Origin of the sequence: Paenirhizobium naphthalenivorans (assembly GCF_007992095.1) — a bacterium.
GTDB classification, from domain to species: domain Bacteria; phylum Pseudomonadota; class Alphaproteobacteria; order Rhizobiales; family Rhizobiaceae; genus Allorhizobium; species Allorhizobium naphthalenivorans.
Genome location: NZ_BJZP01000010.1, coordinates 40,336 through 54,698 on the forward strand (window position 1 = coordinate 40,336; position 14,363 = coordinate 54,698).

10 protein-coding genes are annotated in these 14,363 nt (G+C 62.1%); 5 read left to right on the forward strand and 5 right to left on the reverse strand.

Annotation, left to right across the window (positions count from 1 at the left end):
* Positions 1 to 47: 47 nt before the first annotated feature.
* From xylB to RNA01_RS11855, 4 genes are all read right to left on the reverse strand, one after another.
* Positions 48 to 1,496: a xylulokinase gene (xylB, locus tag RNA01_RS11840; protein WP_147180421.1), complete on the reverse strand. Its 1,449-nt coding sequence runs from the start codon at positions 1,494 to 1,496 to the stop codon at positions 48 to 50.
* Positions 1,497 to 1,519: 23 nt separating this feature from the next.
* Entirely contained in the window at positions 1,520 to 2,545 is a 1,026-nt protein-coding gene (locus RNA01_RS11845; RefSeq protein WP_147180422.1) for a LacI family DNA-binding transcriptional regulator, read from the reverse strand.
* Positions 2,546 to 2,704: 159 nt separating this feature from the next.
* Positions 2,705 to 4,294, reverse strand: a complete 1,590-nt coding sequence (locus tag RNA01_RS11850; RefSeq protein WP_147180423.1) for a DHA2 family efflux MFS transporter permease subunit — start codon at positions 4,292 to 4,294, stop codon at positions 2,705 to 2,707.
* A gap of 25 nt (positions 4,295 to 4,319) precedes the next feature.
* A complete protein-coding gene (locus RNA01_RS11855; protein WP_147180424.1) occupies positions 4,320 to 5,531 on the reverse strand; it encodes an HlyD family secretion protein in 1,212 nt (403 codons plus the stop codon).
* A gap of 143 nt (positions 5,532 to 5,674) precedes the next feature.
* Between RNA01_RS11855 and RNA01_RS11860 the strand changes: the two genes are divergently transcribed.
* From RNA01_RS11860 to lysS, 5 genes are all read left to right on the forward strand, one after another.
* Complete coding sequence (locus RNA01_RS11860) at positions 5,675 to 6,376, forward strand: TetR/AcrR family transcriptional regulator (RefSeq protein WP_147180425.1); 702 nt, start codon at positions 5,675 to 5,677, stop codon at positions 6,374 to 6,376.
* 107 nt (positions 6,377 to 6,483) lie between these two features.
* The gene (locus RNA01_RS11865) at positions 6,484 to 7,242 is read left to right on the forward strand and encodes a TerC family protein (RefSeq protein ID WP_147180426.1); all 759 of its coding nucleotides are present in this window, start codon (positions 6,484 to 6,486) and stop codon (positions 7,240 to 7,242) included.
* A 160-nt stretch (positions 7,243 to 7,402) separates the two neighbouring features.
* Entirely contained in the window at positions 7,403 to 9,178 is a 1,776-nt protein-coding gene (locus tag RNA01_RS11870) for an SLC13 family permease (RefSeq protein ID WP_147180427.1), read from the forward strand.
* A 264-nt stretch (positions 9,179 to 9,442) separates the two neighbouring features.
* A complete protein-coding gene (gltX, locus tag RNA01_RS11875) occupies positions 9,443 to 10,897 on the forward strand; it encodes a glutamate--tRNA ligase (RefSeq protein WP_147180428.1) in 1,455 nt (484 codons plus the stop codon).
* 18 nt (positions 10,898 to 10,915) lie between these two features.
* A complete protein-coding gene (gene lysS, locus RNA01_RS11880) occupies positions 10,916 to 12,412 on the forward strand; it encodes a lysine--tRNA ligase (RefSeq protein WP_147180429.1) in 1,497 nt (498 codons plus the stop codon).
* Positions 12,413 to 12,523: 111 nt separating this feature from the next.
* On the opposite strand, the gene RNA01_RS11885 is transcribed toward lysS, so the two are convergent.
* Positions 12,524 to 14,065, reverse strand: coding sequence for a hypothetical protein (locus RNA01_RS11885; protein WP_147180430.1), 1,542 nt, complete (start codon positions 14,063 to 14,065; stop codon positions 12,524 to 12,526).
* Positions 14,066 to 14,363: the final 298 nt, after the last annotated feature.

Below are 14,363 nucleotides of genomic sequence, written 5' to 3' on the forward strand. Positions count from 1 at the left end.
CTCCCCCTTGTGGGGGAGATGGCAGTCAGGCCAGAGGAGGCCTTGCCTCAGAACCCGCGGATTGCCGGATAGAGCGCCCGGTAGCGTCCGTAGGCCGCCTCATAAGCGTCCGTCAGCGCGGCAACCGGTTCAATCGTCTCAGCCGTCCTCGGCGCCGTGCAGACGGCAAGCGGATCGGCGCCCGTCGCCGCGATCAGCCCGAGCCTTGCGGCGCCAAAGGCCGCACCGAAATCGCCGTCCGCCGGAATATCGATCGGGACACCGAGCGCGGTGGCGATCGAAGCCAGCCAGTAGCGCGAACGCGAGCCGCCACCGATTGCCGTCACCCGAGCGAACGACGTTCCGGCCGATTTCAACGCCTCGAGATTGTCGCGAAAGGCGAAGGTCACGCCCTCCAGAACGGCTTGGGTCAGCACCGGTCGCGCGCTCTCGTGACCCAGCCCGATAAAGGCACCGCGGATCGTGGCGTCATTGTGCGGCGTGCGCTCGCCTGAAAGGTATGGCAGAAAGGTGACGCTGCCCGGCGCCTTGAGATCGTCACCGAGTTCCCCGGTCAGATCACCGGCCGCCTTGCCGGTGACACCACTCAGCCAATTGAGCGCATCGGTCGCCGACAGGATCACGCCCATCTGGTGCCAGGTGTTCGGCAGCGCGTGGCAAAAGGCATGCACAGCGCTTTCCGGTTTGGGCAGATAGGACCCGTTCGCCGCGAAGAGAACGCCCGACGTGCCAAGCGACACGAAGGCCTGCCCCTCGGCGACCGTGCCCATGCCGCAAGCCGAAGCCGCATTGTCGCCGGCCCCGCCTGCGACCACAACATCCGCACCCATGCCCCATTCGTCCGCCAACTGGTCGCGCAGCGTTCCGGCGTGTTCGGTTCCCTCGACGAGACCCGGCATCTGGTCTTCGCAGAGACCGGTTGCCGCCAACAGTTCGCCCGACCATCGGCGCTGGGCCGTATCGAGCCAGGCGGTGCCGGCCGAATCCGACATGTCGGAGAGATACTCCCCGGTCAGCCACAACCGCAGGAAATCCTTCGGCAAAAGCACCTTGGCAACCTTGGCAAAAATCTCCGGCTCATGCTTTGCCACCCAGGCGAGTTTTGGCGCGGTAAAACCTGGAAAGACGATATTGCCCGTGACGGCGCGGAACTGCGGATCGACGTCGAGGACCGCTGCCTCGGCATGGCTGCGCGTGTCGTTCCACAGGATGCAGGGACGCAGCACCTGATCTCCGGCATCAATCAGCGTCGCACCGTGCATATGGCCGGACAGGCCAATGCCTTTGACGGCCGCAAGTGCCGCCCCCTGCGAGACCTTGAGCCTGCTGACGGCCTCTCGTGTTGTGCGAATCCAGTCGAGCGGGTCCTGCTCGGACCAGCCGGGATGCGGTCGAGAAACGTCGAGTGCCGCGTTGGCGACAGCGACCACCTTCTGATCGCTGTCGATCAGCATCGCCTTCACGCCCGAGGTGCCGAGATCAAGCCCCAGATACATGTCTTCTCCCCATCCCTGGCCCGTCAGGGCAGGTTATCTTTCAAAAAAATGTCGATGCGGATGCGCTCCTGCGCAACGAGAACCGGCAATCCGTCAGCCGTAGCCTTCAGCACGCGGATGGCACTACGCACCTCGTGTCCGGCATCCTGGTTGAGAACAGCATCGACCAGCCCTTCACACAGCGCGCTTCGCGTCGTCTCCGTCAGTTCGTGAGCAATGACCGCCGGGCGCTGCGGGACCTCAGCCTTGCGCAGCGCGGCTGCGAGACCGCGATTGCCAGCGCCGAGGCTGTAGACGCCTCGAATGTCAGCGCGGCTGCGAAAAAGCTCTGTGAGCTGTCGCTCGACCAGCGTCGGATCATCGCGCCCTTCGATGACATCCAGCAGCACCAGATGCCGAGAGTTGTCGGCCATGACCGAGCGAAAACCGTCCAGGCGCTCGCGGTGGTCGCGCACCAGCAGCGATCCGGCAAGGATGGCAATGGCACCGCTGCGCTCGCCCACGAAACGCCCCAGCAGGCTCGCAGCCGTGCGGCCGGCCGCCAGATTGTCGATGCCGGCATAGTGGACACGCCGCGACGCCGGAACATCGGAAACCAGCGTCACAACCGGAATGCCAGCCTCGACAAGCCGATCCACAGCAGCCACCACCTCCGGCGCATCGACCGCGACAAGCGCCACGCCAGCCGGGCGTTCATCGCAAACCGCGTCCAGCGCCTTGACCAAAGCCGCAGCATCGAATGGCGGCACCTTGACGATCCGGATATCGGTGCGCTCCGCCGGCGAGCGAACCGTGGCATCGCCGATCGCCTTCTCCAGCTCCCGCATGAAGGAATTGTCATTGGAGGGCAGGATGAAGGTCAGCGAATAGACGCGCCCCTTGGCGAGATTGGCAGCGGCCACGTCACGCACAAAACCCAGCGCGACAACGGCGGCCTCGACCTTTTCACGTGTGCGCGCGCTGACGCCCGGTCTCTGGTTCAGAACCCGATCGACGGTGGCAAGGCTGACGCCCGCAGCGGCTGCGATATCGTGAACGGTCGGCTTCATATTTCCTCCGACCGCACTCCTACCGCAGGATCCGAGACCCGTAAATCACTTTTTGAGGTACGTACATCAAAAAAGCCACGGCAACGAAAAGGGCCGTTTCCCCGGTGGAGGAAACGGCCCTCGGCGCTGCGGTGGATTGCGGAAGAGGTGGAGGCGGGCTCAGTGCCCGGCGCCGGCCGGAGCGGCCGCGCTTGGCTTCTTGATCAGCAGAGTGAGAAAGACCAGTGAGAAGAACAGAGCGGTCAGCCCGAGGAAAACATCCATGAAGGACATCACCCATGATTGCTGGGTGATGACGCCAGAGAGTTTCTTGATCGCCACCGCCGTGCCGTCGAGACCATAGCTGTCGTAATTGGCTCCGACACTGGCAAGCCAGTCGAGAGCGGCGGCATTGCCCCAATGAACCTGTTCGGAAAGCCGCGCATAGTGCTCGTCCGAGCGCTGGGTCAGCACGGTGTTGATCACGGCGAGACCAACAGCCCCGCCGAGGTTGCGTGTCAGGTTGAACAGGCCGGACGCGTTTTTCATGCGATCCGGCGGCAGCGTGCCGAGCGCGATATTATTGATCGGCACCATGCACAGCATCAAAGAGCAGCCGCGTAGGATCTGCGGAATCAGCAGTTCCTGGAAGTCCCAGTCCGCGGTCATATAGGTCATCGTAAAGGTGCCGGCGGCAAAACCGGCAAAACCGATCATCATCATCACACGCGGGTCGAGCTTGTTCGACAACGCGCCGGCCACCGGCGCAGTAAGGAACATGGCCGCTCCGGAGACGAACATGGTCTCGCCGATCATCATCGAATCATAACCCCGGATCCGGCCGAGATAGACCGGATAGAGATAGGTCAACCCGTAGAGCCCAATCCCCATGACAAAGGAAAACAGCGATCCGAAAGCGAAATTGCGATTGCTGAAGGCCCGCAGGTCGACCACCGGGAAATCAACCCGGAACACCCGCTGAAAGAAGAAGAAGCCGCCAATGACCATCGCCACCGTGCCCATCACGATATGCTCGTCGTTCAGCCAGTCCTTGCTGTTCCCCTCTTCCAGAACATACTCCATCGTACCAAGGAAGAGCGCCATCCAGAACAGGCCCCACCAATCGAACTTTCTAAAGAGCTTGAAGTCAGGCTTGTCGAAATCGATCAGGCTGAAAGTCACCGCCGTGACGATGATGCCGGGAATGACATTCACCAGGAACAGCCAGTGCCACGACATGGCATGGCTAAGATAGCCGCCGATGGTCGGGCCGATGGTCGGCGCGAGCGTTGCCACAAGGCCGACGATCGGCGAGACGATGTTACGCTTGGACGGCGGAAAGATGGTGAAGGCGGCAGCGAAGACCGACGGGATCATGCCGCCACCGATGAAGCCCTGAATCGCCCGATAGACGATCATCTGATCGATATTGGTCGCCGTCGCGGCAAGCGCGCTGGCGATGGTGAAACCGGCGGCGGAGAAGGAAAAAAGGATGCGCGTCGATACAATGCGCGCCAGCGCGCCCGACAGCGGGATCATGATCACTTCGGCAATCAGATAGGAGGTCTGCACCCAGGCGATCTCGTCCGAGCCGGCACCAAGACCAGCCTGAATCTCGGCGAGCGAGGCCGAAACGATCTGAATGTCGAGGATCGACATGAACATGCCGAACACCATCGCGAAAAAAGCGATGATGCGCTTTGGGTCCATGTGCTCCTCGGCCAAGGGCATAGCGACTGCGCCTGCTGCTGTCGTACCGGCTGCGGCCATTGTCGCTATCCCCTGCCGAATGGCGTCAGTTGGCCGCGAGTGCGGCACCGTTCGGCGCCGTGCGAGTGTCGACATCGACGATCACGCTCAAGCCAGCCCGCAGATGTCCCGACGCGAGAACGTCCTTCGGAATCGCGATGCGAACGGGAACGCGCTGGACAACCTTGGTGAAATTGCCCGTAGCGTTTTCCGCAGGCAGCATGGAAAAGACCGAGCCCGAAGCCGGCGCAATCGACGTTACCGTGCCCTCTATCGGCTTGTCCCCATAGGCGTCGACATGGATCGACACCTTGGAACCGGGGACCAGCTCGGCGATCTGAGTTTCCTTGAAATTGGCCTCGATATACAGCTCCTCGACCGGAACCAAGGCCGCAAGCCGCTTGCCAATCGAAACAAGGTCGCCCGTTTGCACAGATAGATTGCCGACGACACCATCATAAGGTGCCTTCAATACCGTGAAAGCGAGATCCCGCTCGGCCTTTTCCAGTGCCAATTCGGCCGAGCGCATACCACCCTCGGATTCTGCGCGTTGCGCCTTCAGGACGGAGATCTGTGCGTCGGCGGCGGCAATATTGGCGTCAGCGGCGGTCAGGTTGGCCTTGGCCTGCTCGAGCTGGGTTCGCGCACTGTCAAGGTCCGCGGTCGAAGCCACCTTCTGCTCCTGCAAGCCGCTGACGCGCGTGAAGGAGAGTTCAGCAAGGCTGAGCGTCGCCTGCGCTGACCGTTTCTGGGCATCAGCCTGTGCCAACGCCGCCTCGCCACCCTTGACTTGGGCATCAATGCGCTGAAGCGTCAGCTTTTGTATCGCGATCTGCGCCTTGGCCTGCTCCGCGGCGATCCGATAGTCGCCATCATCCAGCGTCACCAACGGATCCCCGGCCTTGACGTGCTGGTTGCTGACGACGTTCACCGCCTTCACATAACCGGACACCTTGGGCGAGATGATCGCAATATCGCCATCTATATAAGCGTCGTCGGTCGAAACCATGAACCGGCCCTCGGTCCACCAGCCATAGCCGAACCAGCCGGCACCGATGACCAAAGCAGCCAAGATCACCGGCAATACCGGCCGGCGCTTCTTTTTGCCGACAGCCGATTCGCCATCGGCAGCATGGGCCGCGGTCTGATCTGCGCCCGTCTCCGAGCGCGCCTCGACAACCGGGAGCTCGTCAATGGTCGGCCGCTGATCGGCGGCGTTGACGGAACGGACGGCACTCGTCCTTTGGGATCCTGACATGATCAAACCACTCGCTGGCCAACAAAATGAATCGAACTGAACCGTTCGGTTCGATTGACATAACGGCTCTTCTGACACATATCAAGAGGGAGAGAGCCAGTATGTTTCCAATCTGGCTTGTTGAAGTTAATTTTCGGATAGCCATGACCCGCAAGTCCAAAAAGGTAGAGCAAAGCGCCCCGACCGAATTCCCCTACCCCGTCGTTCCCAGTCGGTTTCCGGCAGGTGGAGACCCGGTCAAGCGCGAACAAATCCTCGACGGTGCCAAGCAGGTCTTCATGAAGATGGGCTTCGACGCGGCGAGCATGAATGACGTGACACGCGAGGCGGGCGTCTCCAAAGGGACCATCTACGTCTATTTCCAGAGCAAGGAAGATTTGTTCGCCGCACTGATCGAGCGGGAAAAAGGGCGTTTCACGGAAGCGCTGCGCGACATTCTCGCCGACAGCCAGGATGCCGAACAGGGGCTGCGCCGCTTCGCCGAAGCCTTCGTTCGCCAGGTCATCGAAACCGACATGATTCCGGCCATGCGCACGGTGCTCGGCGTGATCGACCGCATGCCGGGCCTGTGCCACCGCTTCCTGGCGAACGCCCCGGCCAATGCCCGCAGCGTACTTGAAGACTTCATCCGCCGCCAGGTCGACCAGGGCGCATTGAGGACGGAGCATCCGGAGACGGCTGCGCGCCAGTTCATCGAGCTCTCGAGCGGCACCTTTTTCAAGCAGCGCCTGTTCGGCGAAATGCGGCACGCTCCATCACAGGAGGAAGTCGACCGATCAATAGAAAGTGCGGTTCGCGTTTTCCTCTGCGCCTACAGCACGCGGCCCTTTCCAAAGCCGCTCTGACGGCGGGACAGCGGACTTTTTTCCGGCGCTTTTCCACAGCCCCTTGCTCTGGTGCGGGTCATGCTCCATTTCTGCAGCCGCTCGTCTTCACCAACCGGAAAGTCCACATGCAGGAAATTGTCCTTCTCCTTCAGGATCCCGCCGCCTGGATCGCTTTGGTCACCCTTGTGATCATGGAAGTCGTCCTCGGCATAGACAACCTCGTCTTCATCTCGATCCTGACCAACAAGCTGCCCAGTGAGCAGCGTGAGAAGGCGCGTCGGGTCGGTATTCTTCTGGCGCTTGTCCTGCGTCTCGCTTTGCTCGGCACGGTCGCCTGGATCGTCAAGCTGACCACACCGCTGTTCGAGGCTTTTGGCCACGGTTTTTCGTGGAAGGACCTGATCCTGATCGCCGGGGGCCTTTTCCTCGTCTGGAAGGCGACCAAGGAAATCCATCACAATGTCGATCCGGTCGACCACGAGGAGGATTTCATCGCGTCATCGGCAACAAGCACATTCGCATCGGCGATCGGCCAGATCCTCTTGCTCGACCTGGTCTTCTCGGTCGACAGCATCATCACCGCCGTGGGCATGACAGATCACCTGCCGATCATGATCGCTGCGGTGATCATCGCGGTCGTCATCATGCTGATCGCCGCCACGCCGCTCGCCAATTTCATCGAGCAGAATCCGACCATCGTCATGCTGGCGCTGGGCTTCCTGCTAATGATCGGCATGACGCTGATCGCCGACGGCATGGGCTTCCACGTGCCCAAGGGCTACGTCTACACGGCGATGGCCTTCTCGGGCCTGGTCGAGGCGCTCAACATGTTCGCAAGGCGCAAACGTCAGGCGCAACGGGACGCCAGGAAGAAATTGCACTGAGGCGCGCAGGCCCTAAAGCCTGCGGCACCATCGCGGGTCCCTGTTCCTTTGTGCCAGGGCACACCCACCTTGGAACGGGGAACAAAGGCCTGCGGGCGGCATTGATAGACCGTTCCGCGGGCCTCTATAGTGCCCTTGGCCACAACACATCCGGAGTTCCATGACCACCGAGCAAATCCTTGCCTTCGCTGTCATCGGTGCGATGATGGTTGCCTTCATCTGGGACCGCCTGCGTTACGACGTGGTTGCCTGTCTCACGCTGGTCGTCGCAGTCACCATCGGCCTGGTCCCCGCGGAGAGGGCTTTCTCTGGTTTCAGCGACGACATCGTCATCATCGTCGGCAGCGCACTGGTGGTCAGCGCCGGCGTGGCCCGCTCCGGGATCGTCGACCTGGCGATCAAGAAGTTCTTTCCCGCCCTCACCTCGATCCGCGGCCAGATGCTGCTGCTGGTCGTGACCGTCACCATCCTCTCGGCCTTCATCAAGAATATCGGCGCACTGGCAATCATGATGCCGGTCGCCTTCCAGTTCGCCCGCCGCTCCGGCACGCCGGCCTCGACATTCCTCATGCCCATGGCCTTCGGAGCCCTGCTCGGCGGCCTGATGACCCAGATCGGCACGTCGCCGAATATCGTCGTGTCCCGGCTGCGCGCCGAGATCACCGGCGAAGCCTTCACCATGTTCGACTTCACCCCCGTCGGTGCGACACTCGCCCTCACCGGCACCATCTTCCTGATGTTCTTCTACTGGCTGGTGCCCAAACGCGAAAACCTGAATCCGTCCGTACAGGAAGCGCTCGAAAGCTCGACCTTCGCCACCGAGGCGACCGTCGGCAAGCAGTCGCCCTTTCTCGGCAAGTCCCTCAACAGGCTTCTGTCGATCGCCTCGGGCGAGGTCATCGCGACGGCGATCCTGCGCGGCCACACCCGCATTTCGCCCTTCCCCGACATCATACTCAAGGAGAACGACGCGATCCTGCTCGAAGGCGCCTCCGAACCGCTCGACCGCATTGTCTCGCAGGCCAAGCTGTCGCTCTCCGGCAAGCCGAACGGCAAGAGCGAAACCAAGCTCAGCGGAGAGATTGCAGCGATCGAGGCGGTGATCAGTCGCGATTCCGCACTGATCGGTCTCTCTGCCCGCGAACTCTCACTCTACAATACCTACGGCGTCAATCTCCTCGCGGTCAGCCGCAAGGGCAAGCGCATCCGCGAGCGCCTCGGCGAACTGACGCTACGCGCCGGTGATGTGGTGGTTCTGCAGGGACAGCGTCAGGCGTTGCCCGGACTTTTGCTGGAACTGGGGTGCCTGCCGCTGGCCGAACGCGAGATCCTGCTGGGCACCAGCCGAAGCGCGATCCTGCCGCTCGGGATCCTCGCCGCCGCCATGGGAGCGACGGCCTTTGGACTTGCCCCCGTGGCCGTCGCCTTCTTCGCCGCAGCACTCGCCATGGTCCTCCTGAAGGTTATCCCCCTCAGCGAGATCTACCGGGCGGTGGATGGGCCGATCCTTGTCATGCTGGCGGCCCTCATCCCCGTCAGCGACACCCTGCGCACAACGGGCGGAAGCGAGTTGATCGCCGGCTGGCTGGGTGCTGCTGCTGACGGTTTGCCCGCCTATGCCGCGCTGGCGCTGATCATGGTCACGGCGATGGCGGTCACCCCTTTCCTCAACAATGCCGCAACGGTGTTGGTCATGGCCCCGATCGCCGCGAGCTTCGCCACCGGCCTGGGCTACCGGCCCGACGCCTTCCTGATGGCGGTGGCAATCGGCGCCGGCTCCGATTTCCTCACCCCCATCGGTCACCAATGCAACACGCTGGTCATGGGGCCGGGAGGCTACCGTTTCAGCGACTATCCCCGCCTCGGCCTGCCGTTGTCATTCCTTATTGTCCTGGTGTCGATTCCCATGCTGCTGATGGTTTGGCCGGTGAACTGATGGACCGGCGCCAGCAACCGACAGGACGGCTGCCACGCATTGTTTTCATCGCTGCCACACTGGGACAAGGCAGCCATGCCGTGCAATGCCGCAGTTTTCCTTGACGCCTGCGGCTGAATATGGCCTAAGGCCAACCGATGGATTTTACGGGACAAGCGCGCTCCTGAGGCCGTTTCCCGTCTTTTCCTCCGATCGTTTTTTCCCGTTTCGATGATCGGCGGCTTCCGCTCGATCACACCGCACGTCACCACGAGCAAGATTCCCATGAGCACTTCCGGCGTCCGCGTCCGCATCGCACCCTCCCCGACCGGCGAGCCCCATGTCGGCACCGTCTACATAGCCCTGTTCAACTACCTCTTTGCCAAGAAGATGGGCGGCGAGTTCATCCTACGCATCGAGGATACCGACGCCAATCGCTCGACGCCGGAATTTGAGCAGAAGGTGCTCGACGCGCTGAAATGGACCGGACTGACATGGTCGGAAGGTCCCGACGTCGGCGGCGCCTACGGTCCCTACCGGCAGTCCGAACGCAAGGACATCTATCGCCCCTTCGTTGAGCAGATGGTGCGCGACGGCCACGCCTTCCGCTGTTTCTGCACGCCTGAACGCCTGGAGATGATGCGCGACGCGCAGCGCGCCAAGGGCCTGCCGCCGAAATACGACGGCCATTGCCTGAGCCTCAAGGCGGAGGAAGTCATCGAGCGCATGGAATCCGGCGAACCGTCGGTCGTACGCATGAAGATCCCGGCCGAAGGCTCCTGCGACTTCAACGACGGCGTCTATGGCGACGTCTCGATCCCGTGGGACGCGGTCGACATGCAGGTTCTGCTGAAAGCCGATGGCATGCCGACCTATCACATGGCCAATGTCGTCGATGACCATCTGATGAAGATCACCCACGTCGCGCGCGGCGAGGAATGGCTGGCCTCCGTGCCCAAACATATCCTGATCTATAAGTATCTTGGCCTTGAGCCGCCGAAGTTCATGCACCTGTCGCTGATGCGCAATGCTGACAAATCGAAGCTGTCGAAGCGCAAGAACCCGACCTCGATTTCCTACTACTCGGCTCTCGGTTACCTGCCGGAAGCGCTGATGAACTTCCTCGGCCTGTTCTTCATCCAGATCGCCGAAGGCGAAGAACTGCTGACGATGGAAGAGCTGGCGGAGAAATTCGATCCAGACAACCTCTCCAAGGCGGGCGCGATCTTCGACGTGCAGAAGCTCGACTGGCTGAATGGCCGCTGGATGCGCGAGAAGCTGATGCCGGACGAATTCCTCGCCCGCGTCTTCGACTGGGCCTCGGAAAACAGCCGCCTGACCGAAGGCCTGAAGCTCGCCCAGAGCCGCATCACCAAGCTCGGCGAACTGCCGCAGCTTGCCGGCTTCCTGCTTGCCAACGACGTTGGCCTCACCCCCGCCTCGTTTGCCGGGCTGAAGACCTCGCCGGCCGAAACACTGGAGATCGTCAACACCGTAGCCTTCGATCTCGAGAAGATCCTCGAATGGAACGTCGAGACGATCGAGCAGGAATTGCGCGACATCGCCGACCGCCTCGGCAAGAAGCTGCGCGTGGTCACACCACCGCTGTTCGTCGCCATGTCCGGCTCGTCGCGCTCGTTGCCGCTGTTCGATTCGATGGCGCTGCTCGGCCGCTCGGTCGTGCGCCAGCGCCTGAAGGTCGCCTCCATCGTGCTCACCTCCATGGTCGGCCCCGCCTGATTGACGAAAGACGCTGATATGACCGACAAGACCGTAGCACCCACCCTCTCATCCGACGTGACCGAAGTCCGCGCTCAAAAGCTCGCGCTGCTGCGCCAGCAAATCGGCGACGTCTATCCGGCGCATTTTCACCGCACCATCACCAATGCCGAGCTCGCCGAGAAATACGCCGATCTTGAGCTGGACACCGAATCTGGTGACACCGTCACGGTCGCCGGCCGCGTCTATTCCTCGCGCAACTCCGGCATGTTCATGGACATCCATGACGCCTCGGGAAAGATCCAGATCTTTTCCCACAAGGACACGACACCGGAAGAGGCCCGCGCGCTGCTGCCGATGATCGACCTGGGCGACATCATCGGCGTCACCGGTACGGTGCGCCGCACCAAACGCGGCGAGCTGACGATCAACGCGCATGAGATCACCATGCTGACGAAGTCGCTGCTGCCGATGCCGGAAAAATACCACGGCCTCGCCGACATCGAGACGCGCTACCGCAAGCGCCATCTCGACCTCTTGACCAACGAGGAATCGAAGCTGCGCTTCCAGCAGCGCTCGAGGATCATCTCCGGCGTCCGCCGTTTCATGGAAAATAACGGCTTCATGGAAGTCGAGACGCCGATGCTGCAGACCATCTACGGCGGTGCGACGGCCGAGCCGTTCAAGACCCACCACAACACACTGAAAATGGACATGTACCTGCGCATCGCGCCGGAACTGTACCTGAAGCGTACGCTGGTTTCCGGCCTGTCGGACAAAGTCTTCGAGATCAACCGGAACTTCCGCAACGAAGGCGTCTCTACCCGGCACAATCCGGAATTCACCATGATGGAGTGCTACTGGGCCTATGCCGATTACGAGGACATCATGGACCTCGTCGAGCGGATGTTCTCCGAACTGGCGATGACCATCCACGGCACGACCGAAGTGCCCTACGGCGACAAGGTCCTGTCCTTCAAGGGTCCGTTCCGCCGCATCTCCATGCCCGGCGCCGTCAAGGAGAAGACCGGCATCGACTTCCTCGCCATCAAGACCGACGAGGAGGCGCGCGCCGCCGCCCGCCATGCCGGCTTCGAAGTCGAGAAGGATTCCACCTGGGGCGAATGCCTCGCCTTCGTCTTCGAGGAAACCGTCGAGGGCGACCTGATCCAGCCGGCCCACGTCATCCACTTCCCGAAGGACATCTCGCCCTTTGCCAAGGAAGTACCGGGCGAGCCGCGCCTGGTCGAGCGCTTCGAGACCTATATCAACGGCTGGGAACTCGGCAACGCCTTCTCCGAACTCAACGATCCGGAAGAACAGCGCGCCCGCATGGTCGAGCAGCTGATGCAGGCCCATGCCCGCGGCGAAAAGGAAAAAGCCCTCGACGAGGACTTCCTGGACGCCATGGATCAGGGCATGCCGCCCGCCGGTGGCCTTGGCATCGGCGTGGACCGCCTGATCATGGTGCTGACCAATGCACCGTCGATCCGCGACGTCATCCTCTTCCCGGCCCGCCGCCACAAGGGCGACTGATCGGAGGCGCGCACCTTAAGACGCGCTCCACAACGACAAGCAAAAAATCCCGGCGCAGTCACCTGCGCCGGGATTTTTTTCGTTGGGCCGAGACCAGAGGGCGTAACCAGATCAATGCGTCGCTTCGGCGTGCTTTTCGGTAGCGGCCTTGTCGCTCGCCTTGGACGGCAGGATAGGGCTATCCTCTGCGGGAATTTCATGGGCCGACTGTTCGCCGTGCTGGTCTGTGGCCTGACCATCGGCCGCGCCCTCGAGCGGTTTTGCCCGTAGCTTTGCCAGCCATACCGCCCCGGCGGCACTCGCCTTGTTCTGGCCGTCAGTCGGAGCCTCCGGCGCGGAACTGTGCTGCTCCTCCGCAGCCACGGCCTTCTCCGCCGCGTCATGCTCGACCGTGGCGGCATCTTCGGCCCTTACAGGCACCTCATGTTCAGCAGCGGCATGATCTTCCGGCGCAGCATGTACCTGATCTTTCGCAGGGGCCGTTTCATGGCCTGGCGCCGCCCCATCCTCATGGCTCGCAGCCGCCGGCTTTTCCTCGCCGGCTCCAAGCACCATGCCCTTCAACGACGAGAACCAGCCTTGGCTTGCGCCATCCGGATGGACCGGCTCGGCAACCGCAGCGGCTCCCTGCGTATCATCCGTCGTGTGTGCAGCACTTTCGCCCGCCGGAGCTTCAGAAGCATGCGCCACCGCCGGCGCGGCGGCCCCTTCGACGGCGTGCCCCACATTGTCTCCGTGACCCTCTGCTGGCACGGTTCCATGCCCGTCCGCAGGAGCGGCAGCCTTACCGTGCCCGTCGGCCTCGGGCGCTTCCCCGCCACCGCCGAACAGGCCGGTGATCGAGCCGAGCCAGCCCTTTTCCTTCGTCACACCATGCCCATCGGTTTCAGCCTCAGCGTCGCCGTGCCCTTCAGCAGCCGGGGCGCCGTGCCCTTCGGCCGGCGCTTCCGCACCATGACCGGCTGTATCGCCGTGGCCAGTATCACCACCGTGACCTGTGTCTCCATGACCCGCATCCGCTCCGTGGCCGGCCGGCGCACCATGCGCGTCAACCGCACCGTGTCCCTCGGGGACGACGACTTCGGGCTTGATGCAATCCGTCTTGTCATCCAGCCGTGCGACCAACTGTTCGATGTCCGCTTGCGGCATGGCGATTCTCTCGCCGTAGAAAAGCCCTTCGGCGCTGGCCGCCTTGTCGACATAACGGGCCGTGAACACCTTGCCGTTCGCCTCCTCAGGCACCCGGCTCGGATCGGCGATATAGACAACATCGGCGCCGACCGCGCGACCACGCATGTCGGCGCGGTCCTTCGGTCCGCTCTTGTCCAGCACGACCACCTGCACCAGATCGGGTTTTTCCGCCTCATAGACGGCACCCGCCACACGCAACGCGGTCTTCACCCGCGTCAATCCATCGCCCGGCTTGTCGGTGGTGATGTACTTGCGGACCCAGAAGCGGTCCTTCTTCTTGATATTGACGGTCTTGACCTCGGTGCATTCCAGGCCGTTAAGCTCGGCATAGGAGGGCCCGAGAATCTTGTCGGCGCCGATGAACACGGCGGCCGCGCCGGTCGCGCCGCACAACACGAAAACACCGCCGATGGCGAGGACGATCTTGCGAGAGATCCGGATCTTGCTGAAAAGACCCTTCACGCCATGAACTCCGACATCAAACTCGCCCCACTACATCACGCAATACTAAGCTCGATACTTGTCATATCGGTCTTGACGAAGGTTTAATCCGTTCGGAACAATCCAAACAACTCGGTGCAGAAGGAGCGCCGTCATCGTCAGTGACACAGCCTTTGGCATCACCATGAAGATGTCTGTTGGACAGCAAACCGGTCGCACAATCGTGCTGATGACGACAGCCGTGTTCATCCCGGCTTTCCGACGCAAGGTCTTGAGAACGGGCGTTGTCCGACATCAATGCGGCTTTCGCCCGTACCTC

Coding starts and splice junctions, on each gene's coding strand:
- RNA01_RS11860 (WP_147180425.1), top strand. CDS start 5,675: ATGACCCGCAAGTCCAAAAAGGTAGAGCAAAGCGCCCCGACCGAATTC.
- RNA01_RS11855 (WP_147180424.1), bottom strand. CDS start 5,531: ATGTCAGGATCCCAAAGGACGAGTGCCGTCCGTTCCGTCAACGCCGCC.
- RNA01_RS11865 (WP_147180426.1), top strand. CDS start 6,484: ATGCAGGAAATTGTCCTTCTCCTTCAGGATCCCGCCGCCTGGATCGCT.
- xylB (WP_147180421.1), bottom strand. CDS start 1,496: ATGTATCTGGGGCTTGATCTCGGCACCTCGGGCGTGAAGGCGATGCTG.
- RNA01_RS11870 (WP_147180427.1), top strand. CDS start 7,403: ATGACCACCGAGCAAATCCTTGCCTTCGCTGTCATCGGTGCGATGATG.
- RNA01_RS11845 (WP_147180422.1), bottom strand. CDS start 2,545: ATGAAGCCGACCGTTCACGATATCGCAGCCGCTGCGGGCGTCAGCCTT.
- gltX (WP_147180428.1), top strand. CDS start 9,443: ATGAGCACTTCCGGCGTCCGCGTCCGCATCGCACCCTCCCCGACCGGC.
- lysS (WP_147180429.1), top strand. CDS start 10,916: ATGACCGACAAGACCGTAGCACCCACCCTCTCATCCGACGTGACCGAA.
- RNA01_RS11850 (WP_147180423.1), bottom strand. CDS start 4,294: ATGGCCGCAGCCGGTACGACAGCAGCAGGCGCAGTCGCTATGCCCTTG.